The sequence below is a fragment of the Plebeiibacterium marinum genome (assembly GCF_026013615.1).
Lineage (GTDB): Bacteria > Bacteroidota > Bacteroidia > Bacteroidales > Marinilabiliaceae > Saccharicrinis > Saccharicrinis marinus_A.
This window is the reverse complement of the sequence record NZ_JAPDPI010000041.1, coordinates 1-14,172: the sequence shown is the minus strand read 5'-3', so window position 1 is coordinate 14,172 and position 14,172 is coordinate 1. Positions and strand designations below refer to the sequence as shown.

General features: G+C 35.2%; 12 protein-coding genes and 1 riboswitch. Of the genes, 3 read left to right on the top strand and 9 right to left on the bottom strand.

Annotated features, from left to right (window positions below; all coding sequences use genetic code 11):
• Positions 1-4: 4 nt before the first annotated feature.
• Genes OM074_RS16505 through ligA form a run of 3 tightly spaced genes read right to left on the bottom strand, consistent with a single transcriptional unit; the run spans position 5 to position 3,230 of the window.
• Positions 5-592, bottom strand: coding sequence for a penicillin-binding protein activator LpoB (locus tag OM074_RS16505; protein WP_301201451.1), 588 nt, complete (start codon positions 590-592; stop codon positions 5-7).
• A 54-nt stretch (positions 593-646) separates the two neighbouring features.
• Positions 647-1,171 carry a DUF6913 domain-containing protein gene (locus tag OM074_RS16500; protein WP_301201449.1) on the bottom strand — a complete coding sequence of 175 codons (525 nt, stop codon included), beginning with the start codon at positions 1,169-1,171 and terminating at the stop codon, positions 647-649.
• A gap of 22 nt (positions 1,172-1,193) precedes the next feature.
• Positions 1,194-3,230, bottom strand: coding sequence for an NAD-dependent DNA ligase LigA (gene ligA / locus OM074_RS16495; protein ID WP_301201447.1), 2,037 nt, complete (start codon positions 3,228-3,230; stop codon positions 1,194-1,196).
• 116 nt (positions 3,231-3,346) lie between these two features.
• Positions 3,347-3,573, top strand: a riboswitch (cobalamin riboswitch).
• Positions 3,574-3,669: 96 nt separating this feature from the next.
• Between ligA and OM074_RS16490 the strand changes: the two genes are divergently transcribed.
• Together OM074_RS16490 and OM074_RS16485 are read left to right on the top strand one after the other, a co-directional pair.
• On the top strand, positions 3,670-5,607 hold the full coding sequence (locus OM074_RS16490) for a TonB-dependent receptor (RefSeq protein ID WP_301201445.1): 1,938 nt from the start codon (positions 3,670-3,672) through the stop codon (positions 5,605-5,607).
• 19 nt (positions 5,608-5,626) lie between these two features.
• Positions 5,627-6,931, top strand: a complete 1,305-nt coding sequence (locus tag OM074_RS16485) for a PKD domain-containing protein (RefSeq protein ID WP_301201443.1) — start codon at positions 5,627-5,629, stop codon at positions 6,929-6,931.
• Positions 6,932-6,990: 59 nt separating this feature from the next.
• On the opposite strand, the gene OM074_RS16480 is transcribed toward OM074_RS16485, so the two are convergent.
• The 3 genes from OM074_RS16480 to OM074_RS16470 all read right to left on the bottom strand — a co-directional run bounded on the left by OM074_RS16480 (position 6,991) and on the right by OM074_RS16470 (position 8,017).
• Positions 6,991-7,260: a hypothetical protein gene (locus OM074_RS16480; protein ID WP_301201441.1), complete on the bottom strand. Its 270-nt coding sequence runs from the start codon at positions 7,258-7,260 to the stop codon at positions 6,991-6,993.
• Positions 7,247-7,621, bottom strand: a complete 375-nt coding sequence (locus OM074_RS16475; RefSeq protein WP_301201439.1) for a phage holin family protein — start codon at positions 7,619-7,621, stop codon at positions 7,247-7,249. Before OM074_RS16475 ends, OM074_RS16480 begins: the two co-directional genes overlap by 14 nt.
• Before the next feature lie 108 nt (positions 7,622-7,729).
• Entirely contained in the window at positions 7,730-8,017 is a 288-nt protein-coding gene (locus OM074_RS16470) for a YtxH domain-containing protein (RefSeq protein ID WP_301201437.1), read from the bottom strand.
• A 197-nt stretch (positions 8,018-8,214) separates the two neighbouring features.
• Here OM074_RS16470 and OM074_RS16465 point away from each other — a divergent pair, with 197 nt between their 5' ends.
• Positions 8,215-10,440 carry a RelA/SpoT family protein gene (locus OM074_RS16465; RefSeq protein ID WP_301201436.1) on the top strand — a complete coding sequence of 742 codons (2,226 nt, stop codon included), beginning with the start codon at positions 8,215-8,217 and terminating at the stop codon, positions 10,438-10,440.
• Positions 10,441-10,815: 375 nt separating this feature from the next.
• Here OM074_RS16465 and OM074_RS16460 read toward each other — a convergent pair whose 3' ends face one another.
• From OM074_RS16460 to OM074_RS16450, 3 genes are all read right to left on the bottom strand, one after another.
• Positions 10,816-11,955, bottom strand: coding sequence for an FG-GAP repeat domain-containing protein (locus OM074_RS16460; protein WP_301201434.1), 1,140 nt, complete (start codon positions 11,953-11,955; stop codon positions 10,816-10,818).
• Between the two features lie 266 nt (positions 11,956-12,221).
• Positions 12,222-12,890, bottom strand: coding sequence for a TlpA family protein disulfide reductase (locus OM074_RS16455; protein WP_301201432.1), 669 nt, complete (start codon positions 12,888-12,890; stop codon positions 12,222-12,224).
• A gap of 260 nt (positions 12,891-13,150) precedes the next feature.
• Positions 13,151-13,804, bottom strand: a complete 654-nt coding sequence (locus tag OM074_RS16450; protein WP_301201430.1) for an Abi family protein — start codon at positions 13,802-13,804, stop codon at positions 13,151-13,153.
• Between the last annotated feature and the right edge of the window lie 368 nt (positions 13,805-14,172).

Below are 14,172 nucleotides of genomic sequence, written 5' to 3'. Positions count from 1 at the left end.
AAGATTATTTAGTAATGTATTTCTTGATTTTTTTGTCGCCAATCCAGATTATTTCATTGGTTTCCAGGTTCGATAACTCGAGGTTTGCCTGATAAAAGTTTACTCTTTCTTTTTTGTAGGTATCAACTATTGAATTCAAATCTCCGTTTAGCATAAAGTCAGCCCCTAGTTCCTTACCCCATTTTTTTGCGGTTTCCATCGATGCAAATTCTAGTTGGGCAGCTCTTTCTTTTCTTAATTCTTCTCTTTTGTCGCCTGCTTGTACTAACCTTACCCTGCCGCTATTTATAAACGCTTTTTCTATATCTTTAATAAAGGTATCGGAGCTGATGTGTTCGTGTGATTTGTTATAAATTAATCCTACAACAACAACAGGTTTTGTTCCGTTCGAAGTTTTTAGATGGTTGTCAATCCAGGCTCCGGATAATATTTGTGACACCATGGCTTCGGCAACCATTTTAGAGTCTGTGTCATTCCATCGGCCACTTAAATCAATAGTTTCATCAACCGAAACGCGTTCAACTTTATGGGTCATGCATGATGCCAATAACAGGATCAATGCAAATAAGGGGAAAAGAGTTTTTACTTTCATAGTGATTATTTTTTAAACAATACTTCTGAAAAGTATCAAGTTTTATGCCACTTCTTACTTAAAAACACTAAGGTAGTGGTTTATCTGTTCGCCTAAATAGGTCACGTCATCTTTTCTGTTGCCACAGTCTATCATAAAATCATGCATTTGGGGGTTTATGTGTGCAGCGCCAACAAGAAATTTTGATTCTGAAGTTTTAACAATGTACTCAATACAAAAATCATCAAGGGTATATAGATCAACAAGAATGTCAAATTTTTTGGAAATGAAATCTTTAAGCATGTCACTTTTGGGCTGGAATACCCAGTTGTAATCTTTTAAGCCAATGTAATAATGGCGCTGATCACTGATTAGAGTTTCGTTAAGTACTTTGCTATTTGAAAATCCAAGTGTTTCAACATTAATGTTTTTGCTTAAATAAAACTTCTCAATCTTTTTTGCAGCCTCCATGTCTTTTGCCGACATAGCATTGTATATGATTCCAATGTGCTTTGCATTTTCAAGATTGCAGATTACAGGTGTGTGATTCTTCTTTTTTAATTTCCTGTTCAGCAAATATCTTCCAATCCTAATTCTCAATTTTTTAAAGTAGTTCACAGACTTATTTTTCTAATAATTCAATAAAATCAGACTCGTTAATTATGGTAACGTTGAGCTTTTCAGCCTTTTCAAGTTTGCTTGGGCCTGTTTTTTCTCCAGCCACAAGATACGATGTTTTTTTAGAAACTCCACTCAGGTTTTTCCCTCCGTGCGATTCAATGAGGTTTTTTAGTTCATCTCTCGAAAAGTTTGTGAATGTTCCGCTAACAACAAAAGACAGGTCTTTGAATTTATCACTATCGGTTGTCTTTTCTTCTGTTTCCAATTGAAGTCCTGTGCCTTTCAGTCTTTCAATAAGATTTTTATTATCCTCGTCGCTAAAATAATTAATTACACTTTCGGCTACTTTAGGACCAATATCATCTATAGCAATTAATTCCTCCATAGACGCTGAGGATAGTTTATCAATGTTATTAAAATTTTTGCATAAAACTTTGGCAACAGTGGCTCCAACATGTTTTATTCCCAGTCCGAACAAAACATTAGGGAAAGGGATGTTTTTTGATGCTTCAATCCCTGATAGTAAGTTTTGAGTTGATTTTTCCTGAAAACTGTATATAACCTTGTTTTTATCATCCGGGTTAACACGGGTAAGTCCGTTTAGCTTATCGTAGGTTAGGTCATATATTCCGCTTACATCCTTGATCAAACCTTTTTCAAAAAGCAAATCAACTACCTGTTCTCCAAAAGAATCAATATTAACGGCTTTTCGGCTAACAAAATGTTCTACTTTCCCTTTTAGTTGAGGGGGACACGCTTTGTCGTTGGGACAAAAATGTGCCGCTTCACCCTCTGGACGTACCAGTTCTGTACCGCATTCAGGGCATATAGAGATAAATTCAATTTTATTTGCCATGGGATGTCTGGCAGATTCATCGGCTTTTGTGATTTTAGGAATGATCTCACCACCTTTTTCAACATATACCATATCATTTTCGTGCAGATTGAGCTGTTCTATAATATCTGCATTGTGCAATGAAGCCCTTTTTACTGTAGTGCCTGCCAGCTGAACCGGTTCAAGGTTGGCTACAGGTGTTATCTTTCCCGTTCGCCCAACCTGATAACTTACAGATAACAGCTTTGTATAAGCTTCCTCTGCCTGAAATTTATATGATATGGCCCATCGTGGCGACTTGGCCGTATAACCAAGTTCGTTTTGAAGGTTGATATTGTTTACTTTAATTACGATGCCATCAATTTCAAAGGGTAGGTTATGGCGTTCTTTGTCCCAATAACTGATGAAATCATTAATCTCATCTAGCGATTTGCAAACCTTATATAAGGTTGGAATCTTAAAGCCCCAGCTTCTTGATTTCTCCAGATTTTCCGAATGAATATCTGAGGGTAAATTTTCTCCTAGCAAATAATACAAAAAACAATCCAATCCCCGTTGGGCTACTTCTGCACTTTTTTTCATTTTTAGTGAACCGGCAGCAGCATTCCTTGGGTTGGCAAACGGAGAATCGCCGTCTGCTTCTCTTTTTTCGTTAATCTTAACGAACTCAGCATTGGGAAGTAAAATTTCGCCTCTTATTTCAAAAGAATCAGGGAAATCTCCCTGGAGTTTTAAAGGGATGCTCTTAATGGTTTTTACATTGGCAGTAACATCATCGCCCTTTTCTCCATCACCACGTGTTACGGCACGAACAAAGGTTCCGTTTTCGTAAGTGAGGCTTATGGAGGTGCCATCATATTTTAACTCGCATACATATTCAACATCATGTCCAATGGCTTTAGTAACCCTGTTATGAAAATCAGCTATTTCGGCTTCGTTATAGGTGTTGCCTAATGAAAGCATAGGGTATTTATGTGCAACCTGAACAAAATCATTAGAAATATCGCTTCCCACTCTTTGAGTAGGACTGTTGGGATCTGCAAATTCAGGGTTGGCTTTTTCCAGATCAACCAGTTCCTTCATCATATGGTCGTACTCAAAATCTGAAATTTGAGGCTGATTAAGAACGTAATAGTAATGGTTGAGTTTATTTAAGCTTTCACGTAAGGAATCTATTCTATTTTTTATGTTCTGATTCATCATTTTCTATAAAAATCAAAATTGCCTATTGGAGTGTAAAAATACAATAATACATTATATTAATGTAATGAAGCGTCACACTATCAGAAAAAATAGTTTTTTTAAAATAATATATTTTGTACTTTTGCGCCGCAATTGGTTCAATGCTAATCGTTCAATTTAGCAACTAGTTAAAATGGGAATGTCGTGAAATTCGACAACAGTATCCGCTGCTGTAATTTCCGATCCTTTTAAGTAAAGGATAGTATGTTTTTTATCACTACAGCCACTGACGAAATATTATTTGTTGGGAAGGCGATAAAAAATCGGAATAAGTCAGAAGACCTGCCAATTGAAAGTATATTGTTCATGGTATTCGGACTAAATACATGGCAAAGGATTTGATTTCCATTGTAAATTCCGTTTTCAGGAGCAATACTAATTTTAATGAGATTAGTGAAGAATGAAAAAAATAGTATTGCGTTTTTTATTGGTAACTGTTACACTTCCTATATTTAGTGTTAGAGGGCAAAATATGCTTAAAGATACTATGAGAGTTGAAGAGGTTGTGGTGACGGGGAACAGCATCAATCGGTTTCAGGTTGGGGCAAAAGTGGAAAAAATTTCAGAACAACACCTTGAAGTCGTGCAAGATGGAAACCTTGAACAATTGTTACTGAGGTTTACTCCAATTGCCGTAAAAGGAATGGCGGGCTCATTGTCAACAATTCGGCTTAGGGGTACATCACCTGATCACACAAGCATTAATTTTGGTGGGATTAATATTAACTCAATGACATTGGGTCACTCCAATGCCAGCAATGTTCCTATGTATTTGTTTGATGAAATAGGATTGCAATATGGCAGCTCATCAGTAGTAAATGGATCAGGAAGTATAGGGGGGGCTATATATTTAGGAATGAACCATGCCTGGCATGATGGCATGAAGGGAGAATTGCGGGTTGCATCAGGATCATTTGGTGAACAATTATATGGAACCAAATTGTTTTATGGAAATGGCAAATGGGAAGGAATTACCCGAGCCTATTATTATAATAAAAAAAATGACTTTTCCTTTTTTAATCCAACTTATGATTTTGATAAAGCAAAAGAGTATGGTGAAGATAGGCAGCGTAACGCAAGGATTGAAAACAAAGGAGTAATTCAGGAATATAATTATCGTTTTAGTAATGAAGAAATAGTATCCTTAAAGGCATGGGTGGAACAAGATTGGCATGAAATACAGCAAAATATGCAAACCAATGTGTTTCAGCCTGATTTTAGAGAGACATTGGAGGATGCACATGTAAGGGTTTGGGCAGACTATTTCAATAAAAAACATGGGTTCAATTATTCATTAGGTGGTGGTTATGTATACGATAACTCAATTCATAATCACTCAACTGATAAAATATCGACACAAAGAATTGTAGCTAAAGCTGAAGGTAATTACTCCTTTTCGCAGAGGAGTAGTTTTAAATTGGGAGTGAATGTTAAATCAATTTTCCCGGAAGTTTATGCTTATGGTGATGGGCTTGACAAAGAGGAGTGGGCCGATTATTATTTTTCTTATTATCATAGCTTTGGTAATAAATTAATAGCAACATTAAATATACGACAGGCTTATGTTACCAATTTTGATGTGCCTGTTACCCCTGCTTTGGGATTATCTTACAATGCTTTTTCGGGGAGCTCCTTTGTTTTAAACTTTAATGGTAATGTTTCAAAGAGCTATCGTGTACCTACTTTCAATGACCGGTACTGGATACCGGGAGGCAATCCTGATCTTGCCCCGGAGGAAGGCATGAACTATGAAGTTGGGTCGAAGTTTACTTTTTTTAGAGATGGATTATCTGGTGTAGTAAAGGTTAATGCTTTTTACTTAGATGTTGATAACTGGCTGTTGTGGCGAAATGGAGGAAGTTATTGGGAAGCACAGAATGTGCAAAGGGTAAAAAGTAAGGGTGTTGAAGTAAGTTCTGATTGGAAGATAAACCAAGGTGATTATATCATTAATCCAGGAGTTAATTATAGCTATAATCCAGTAGTTAGAGCAGAAGTGAATAGCGAAAATACAGAAAATGAAGCTATAGGGAGGCAGTTGGAATACGTTCCCCTGCACAGGGGGGTAGTCTACATAAACGGAACCTATAAGTCGTATAAGTGTGGACTTGATGCCTCATATACTTTTGAGCAATATGTTTCCCAGCTTGATAAAACCATTCCGGAGCTCTTTCTGTTTAACGCCTATGTGAACTATTGTTATATGTTAAACAGCAAGAATTCATTTACCCTATCTGGCTCTTTAAATAACATTTTTAATAAGGATTACCAATCCACACAGGGGTATCCCATGCCACGTTTAAATTGGAGATTAAGTGTATCATATAATTTCAAATAATATTTTAACAATAATAGATATGAAAAATTATTTTTATCGGATGTTATGGGCCTCATTGGCTTTAATGTTAGTTTTTACTTCATGTGAAGACGATGAAGAGAAACCTGTTGTAAAAGCTCAGTTTGAGGCCTCTTCATTCGCCGTTTCCGTTGATGAAGAAATCCAGTTTACAAATTACTCGGTTGGAGCAACTGCTCAGGAATGGAACTTTGGTGATGGAACAACCTCTATGGATGAGAATCCGGTACATACATTCACAGAAGGAGGGAAATATACCGTAAAATTAGTTGTGGAGACTAAAAATGTAGTAGATTCAGTGCAAAAGGAAATTACAGTTAGTGAGTTTGGCTACGTTATTAATTATGGTGGGTATTCCGGAGAAAAAACAACAATTTCATTGTATGATAAAATTACAGATGAGATTGTAAATGGGTATTATACAATGGTGAATGGAGCTCATATGGTTTCAAATGCTCAATATGCATACAACTATAAGGGAAGTGTTTATTTTATGGGTAATAATGTAGATCAGATATACTCTGTTGATGCCAATAGTTTTAAACAAACTTCTAATGGAATTACTGATGGTATTATCAAGCCACGTTATTGTGTTGGAAATGAAGATGTGCTGTATGTATCGTGTTGGGGGGGCGATATTTGGACTGATGAATCACTATCATATATTGCAAAAATTGATCTGAATACAAAAGCTGTTGAGAAAATTGACCTTGCAGGTGGACCTGAAGGTTTGGCCATTGCAAATGGTAAATTATATGCAGCACTAAATTACGAAGCAAAAATTGCAGTTATAGATTTGGCTACAGAAGCAATATCGTATATTGAAGCTCCTGCTGTTTCTTCATATTTTGTGAAAGATGCGGAAAATAACTTATATGTTTCTTTAGTAAGCACGTATAGTGATTATTCAGATCAGGATGGAATTGGATATATCAATACAACTACAGATGAAATGGTTACTTACGGTTTAACGGGAGTTAGTAATTCATATGTGAATATTTTACAGCCAAATAAAGATTTTTCAAAGTTGTATGTAATGACTTCAGCATATGATGTTAATTGGAACTTATCCGGTGCTGTGGCAGTTTTTGATATTGCGTCAAAAACATTTGAGAATGCAAATTTTGTTGAGGGTGTTTCTGGGTTGAATGGCCTTGGTGTTAATTCTTTAACTGATAATGTATATTGTTTTGTTTCTCCAAGTACAACCCAAGCTGGAAAAGTTGTTGTTTATGATTCCGAAGGTGTAAAAGTGAAAGAAGTTAATGCTGGTATTGCTCCAATGATGATGATGGATATTGAATAATTATTTTATAAAATATTGCAAAAAAAAGAGACCTTCAAGGGTCTCTTTTTTTGTAATATCTATTTCCCTTTATTCTCTTCTTCGTTTATTTTTTCTTTATGCTTTTCAACAAAATGCATAATTACTGATCGTAATAAATCAAATGCCGGACGGTAAATCTCATTAAACATGGATGTAAAAAACCTGATGGGGTTTATATATTCCTTTAGCTCCAGTTGTTTTATCTCCAGCTTTTTTTCAGCCAGTTTAATCTGGTAGTGGAGCAGTATCTTTTCGTTCTCAAAATCTTTAAAAGAACGTATGTGGCCGTATTTGTTATTCTTTGTCATACTTGCTGAAATTAGGAAAAAACAATTGGATAAATGATTTGATTACAGGGGTTTGTATTAATTTGCCTTTAAGGAGATAAAAGATGATGGCAATTAAAAAATAGATGCCTGCTACAGCAATAAAACCAATTTCATTGCTTTGGGTGTACGAACCTATAGCGAAAGCCCCGGCCATTGATACAAACAACAGTACAAATAAACCGATATAAAACAAAACCAGTTTTACAGCAATGCCGGATACAAACCTGCTTAAATCTTCGGCAGCCTGAAGTTTTGTTAAATCAATTTTGCTATTGATATAGGTGTTTATCTCTTTTTTAATATCCGAAATTTCCTCGGATATTGTCTCTCTCTTGTCCATAGTTAAAACATTAAGGTATTATGAGTGCAAATAAAAATTGCCTGAAACTAATTCTCTATTAATGTAAGAAAATAGTTTCAGGCATCAAATAAATAAATCAAAATTCTGTTAATTAGCACTACTGGTTGGTTCCAAAGTTTTTTTGTATTCATCTAAAAGCTTTTCAATTTTTTCTTCGATGTTGTGAATTTTAGTTTTTAGTTCTTCCTTAAGTTCACCACCTTTAACTTTTAGTTTTTCTTTGGTGTTAACCATTTCTTTTTCAAGATCATTAAGTTTTTGCTTAAGCTGATCGCGGGTTTCAGAACCCTTTTGAGGAGCAAATAATAAAGCGGTACCTGCACCTAAAATAGCACCAGCAATCATTCCTCCAAAAAATAAACCACTATTTCTCATAACTCCTATTTTTTAAGTTGTTAAACAATGTAATATGTAGTTTTAATATACCATAAAAGAATAGAAAAGTCAACTTTTATACAAAGGATTTGACAGATTGTTTTGTTTAAAAGTATTTGTGATATATTTTTGAGGATTAACAAAAGCAGAAGCACAATAATTAAAAGGTTGTTTTATAAAAATCAAACAAATCTTTCATGGAAAACCAAGTGATCGTTAGCGAAGAAGAGAAAGTACAGATAAGGAAGAATTACAGGACCTTGTTAAGGGCATGTAAAAATATTCTGAGTAATGAGGATGTTACCGAAGTAAGGAAAGCCATTGAAATGTCTTTGGAGCGCAAAAAGGAACACCGCAGGCCTTCAGGGAAACTTTCAGCAATCCACTCGCTTGAGGTAGCTAATATTGTAGCCTCAGAAATAGGGCTGGGAAGAACATCCATTATCTGTGCCCTTTTGTACGATGTGGTACAGCATGAGGATGTGCAAAAGCATGAAATTAAAGAGGTATTTGGTGAGAGTGTAGAGGCCATTGTTACAGGTTTGATAAAAGTTAAGGAACTATATACAAAAGATACCTCTATTGAAACAGAGAATTTCAGGAAATTGCTGCTTTCGTTTGCTAAGGATGTCAGGGTTATTCTGATTATACTGGCCGATAGGTTGGAAACCATGAGGAGCCTGGGCTTGTATAGTCAGTCAAACCAGCAGAAAATTGCTGCCGAAGTAGGGTATTTGTATGCTCCCATGGCCCACAGGCTAGGTCTGTATTCCATCAAGTCGGAGATGGAGGATATGGTGATGAAATACACCATGAGGGATACGTATACCTTTATTGCCCAAAAGCTTAATGAAACAAAAAGGGCCAGGGATAAATACATAAAAGACTTTATTGAACCACTGAAAAAGGAATTGTCAGAGGCCGGACTAAAATTTGAAATTAAGGGAAGGACTAAGACCATTCATTCTATACATAACAAGATTAAAAAGCAAAATACCCCTTTCGAAAAAGTATACGATTTGTTTGCTATTCGTGTTATTTTGGATAGTAAAGAAAAGGACGAAAAGGCTGATTGCTGGAAAGTTTATTCTATTGTAACGGATAAATACCAGCCCAACCCATCGCGTTTGCGCGATTGGCTTTCTATACCAAAATCAAACGGTTACGAATCGCTCCATACTACAGTATTGGGACCAGAGAAGAAATGGGTAGAGGTGCAGATCAGGACTGAGAGGATGAATGAGGTGGCTGAAAAAGGTTTGGCCGCCCACTGGAAATACAAAGGCGGAAAAGGGGAGAAGGGGATGGATCAGTGGCTGAGCAATATCCGTGAAGTGCTTGAAAATCCGGAACTCAATGCCATAGATTTTATTGATGATTTTAAACTGAACCTGTATGATGAGGAGGTTTTTGTTTTTACTCCCAAAGGAGACCTGCGGAGGTTGCCTAAAGGCGCTACGGTACTTGATTTTGCCTTTGATATCCATTCTGGTGTTGGTAAAAAGTGTATAGGTGCCAAAATCAATGGGAAACATGCTTCTATAAAGCAAACACTAAAAAATGGCGATCATATTGAAATTGTAACCAGCAACTCGCAGCAGCCCCGTAAGGAATGGTTAAAGGTTGTTGTTACCTCCAGGGCAAAATCAAAATTAAAGCAGGCAATAAAAGATCTTGACTATAAGGAAGCAGAATTTGGACGGGAAACACTTGTTCGTCGTTTGAAAAACTGGAAAATTGAAATCAATGATCAGCTGGTAAACCAGTTGGTGAAGCATTTTAAGATGAAAAGCATCAATGATTTCTATAGGGAAATTGGTATAGGAAGCATTGATGTTTCGAGTGTAAAGGAGTATATCCAGGAACAGGAGAAAAAAGAAGCAGGAAGGGATCAGGCAGAGGTTGCCCAGCTAAAAAGTGCCACAAACTTTGTAGCTAATGTAGATGAGGAAATTACGGCATCGGATGATGTTTTGATGATAGATAAAAACCTGAAAAACGTTGATTATACACTGGCAAAATGTTGTAACCCCATTTTTGGCGATGAAATATTTGGTTTTGTAGCTGTATCCGGAGGTATTAAAATTCATAGGATGAGTTGCCCCAATGCACCCGAAATGCGCTCCAAATTCGGGTACAGGATCGTTAATGCCAAATGGACAACTGGTACGGGTTCAAGTTTCCAGGCTACACTTAAAGTAACAGGATCAGATGATATTGGCATAGTTAGCAATATAAGCCAGGTAATTACTAAAGACATGCGACTGAAAATGAGGTCTATTTCTATTGATTCGCAGGAAGGTAGTTTTGAAGGTAGTGTTACTGTGTTTGTAAATGATACCCAGGTGCTGGATCTGTTAATCAAAAAAATTAAAAATGTAAAAGGAGTATATGCCGTTTCCAGGATAGGTTCTATTGCCTGACCATAATGATTGGGTATCAGCAAATTTAACATGTTTATGCCATGGCAGATTAATCCGCCCAATCGCATTTTTAGAGCACGCATTTATACATTCCCAGCATGCTTTACATTTTTTAGTATCAAGATTTACAAATGATGTAGTCTTTGATTCTGATTTGAAGATTCTTTCTTTCATATTTTATTTTTGAGCAAAGTTCTTCAAAAGTAAACCGATCAACGATAACAATTGTTAATTAATTATTTCGTCTTCCTGTTTCTAATTCTGCTAAGCGAAATTGGCGTAATCCCTAAATATGAAGCGATATAATGCTGCGGCACTCGTTGTATAATATTTGGATGATTTTTCAACAAATCCATATAACGTTCTTGCGGTGTATCATTTTGCATTATTGTATTTTTTTGCATTATTAATCCAAATTTCAACATCACAACTGTCAGCTTTTGGAGGTCCCGATGTTGCAATCAGTTTAACATTTACAGCAAAAATATCAAGCTTTTTATCTCCATTTAAATCGTTGATAGAAAGTGAAATTGTATTGGAATTTCCCAATCGAAGTCCACTATCTGTAAAATTACCTTTGCCATCGTTTAACCAAATTTTATTGGGTGCTCCACTACTAAATACCAAACCTTTTTCCCCTCCTGCATCTTCACAAATCACTAAATCAAGATCTCCATCGTCATCAAGGTCTGCTATTTTAGCTGCACCAACAAATTGACCTAATTTTTGTCCGCTATCATTAAAGTTTCCCTTTCCATCATTAAACCAAATCATTCCACCCTTTGAGCGGTCAGAAATGTATAAATCAAGATCTGCATCATTATCCATATCAGCTAATAACACTTCCCTTGTTTCTGCATTATCAATTTTATGTTCTCTTGCCCAAAATTTTCCGTTCTTATCTCCAAACCAAATTTTATTAATTCCTGGTCCAAAAACAGGTGGGGGATTATGAGGGATTCCCATGTAAATGTCAATAAATCCATCGTTATTTATATCACCTGATGCATATGAACATTGTCCCCAACCACCTAAACTATCTCCAGTATTAATAAATTCTCCATTACCATTATTAATAAGAATCCTATCGTTATTTTTTGAGCAACAAATCATATCATTTAAATTGTCATTATTGATATCCATTATATGGACTGAAGCCATTTTAATATCGCAATTCACTGTTTTGGAAAAACTGAAACTCAAATCACCATTGTTTAAAAAAATGCTATCATTTTCAATTAAATCATCCAATCCATCATTATTTATATCAGCGAATTTTGGAAAATAAGTCTTCGTTAAACAGATTCCACTATTTTCAAATTTGGCCTTTCCATTGTTTAGCCATAAGGTATTTTCAAAATAGGCATCAATATCACCATCGTTATCCATATCAGTCATAAGCAAATACCAACTATTATTACTTTTTAGATTTTGTCCATTTTCTACAAATGAAACTTGAGCTTGTAATGAATTAGTTAATGACAAAATCAAAAAAATCAAGGTTATTTTATTCATATTATTTGATTTAGTTATCGTTTCTTTTGTTAAGGTGTATTAACGCACGCCAAAGTTAGCAGTGAAGGTTCCTTGCCTGATAAGTACAAGCATCTGAATTTTTCTTTAGCTTCAATTTCGAATTTGTTGTTTCCCATGATGTAAAGAACCGCCGTATACTGCCTGTCCCGATATTGTCGGTAAGCCCCGTGTGTACGGAGGTGTAAGAAGTCCTCCGATAGGCTTTTAGCTTATCGGAGAGCTACTCGATTGGCTACCTATATTTATTATTTCAACAAACCATCGATAATGTTTACCCATTCATTCTTTATAGAATCAGCTTTGATATCTGTCATTGGAAAACCGTTTGATATATGTCTTACAATTCTGTCCTTATCAATTATTACAGTTTTTGGATATCCTTTAACGCCATAATATTTGGAAATGTTATTACATTGTGGCTTTGCACCATTTCTATAGTCTTCTTTTTCTCCAAGACACTCAGGTATTAATGTATACTTAATGTTATTAAATGGTACATTTTTGCGTACTCCTTTATAAATATCATTACCATTTAAAAAGTCCAACAAACCTTGCCTGTTGATAGAAAATACACTAATAATATTTACATCTTGGTTTTTATACTTTTCATATATTTGATTTAAGTGATTAACTTCAAACATACAAGGAGGGCATCCTATATATGAGAAATTTAATACTGTCACTTTATCTTTAAAGAACATACTATCAACTTTGATTTCATTTAATGTTACTGCATTAATATCAGGCATTGTCTTGTTCAAACCAAGCTTATTGAATGTAACATAGTCGGGGGGTAACTCAAAATTCTTAATTGGCTTTAAAGGCTTCATTTCTTGACTAAATAAAATTGTTGTGATTGAAAATGTCAAGAAAAAACAGATTAAATTTTTCATACTCAATTCTACTTTTTTCATAAATGTACTTTATATTATTTTCATTTTTTTTACTTATACGAGGAATGGTAGCCAATGGACTCGCATATGATGAGTGGCTTGTTCTGCTGAAACAAAGTTAAACCAATAAAAAAATGCGATTAAAACCACTATGGATAAATCGCACACTTACAATATCTTACGTAAAGGTTTCCGGGATAATATTTAGTTCAACAAACCCTCCAATGTGTAGGGTATGCAAGCAACCCTACATTAGAGGCTAAGTGTTAGCCACCAGTAGTTTATTTTATTAATCCTTTTCTCTTTCCAATAACTTCATCAAAACGAATCAATTCATTACTCCATTCTAATAATCCCCTATCTAACCAATCAATTCCTTCAATTATCTCTTGCTGATAATTTGTTAATGCAGAAATACTCCATGTAATTGATTCATGATGAAATACCCTATTTCGCAATCTTCTCACACCATTTAATTTTGAACTCATTGTTTTTCTTTGACGAATATTTTTTGGACAATTAGGAAATGCTAATCTCAAGTTTTTCCATAAAGTCTTTTCAAATTTAGAATCTAGTAATGAAGTCCAAAATCCAAATGATAACTCTGAAATTATTTTACCTGTTGTAATTTCTTTTTTCTCTCTTAAAATTGTGTTTCGAGCCTCTGAAACCCTGTCAATCTGAAATCGAGATACAATTTTTATAAATTCTGGATTTTCAAACCAGTTATCATCATCAAATCGTCTTTTCAACTGGTAATCAAAATTATTTCGTAATCCTATTTCCAATATTGATAGTAATGGATAAAATGCTTCAGATATTTCAATATTAGCTTTATAATGCTCCACTGCCTTATCAAAATCATTAGAATGATGTTTTAAATATGGCTCTAATCGCTCAATCGAAATAATTCTCTCTATTGCTTTTCTATCCATTTGTATTATCTTTGTACTGTCGTCCCGGTGATTCCTCTCCCAGTCCTTATGCTGGTGATGAAGCCGGGTTTTTTGTTTCTATATTTTACACTCCAAAGATAATATTCTATTCGTAATTTAATTTCAAAAGCTGTAAATCTGCTATTGGTGGCAACGGCGTTGAGTGTATGATTTCGTAAGGGATTGCGGACTGCGTTCGTATCCACCGATACCGAAGTTGAAGCGAGAGACAAAGCTTCGCATACCACTGAAACCCTTATGAATTATACAAAATGTGTGTGCCCTGCATGAGCAGCAGTGCACCCACACCCGAAGTTCTTGAAAAAGTTTAAAAATACAAATCTTTTCCAATAAACATAAGGTGTGGG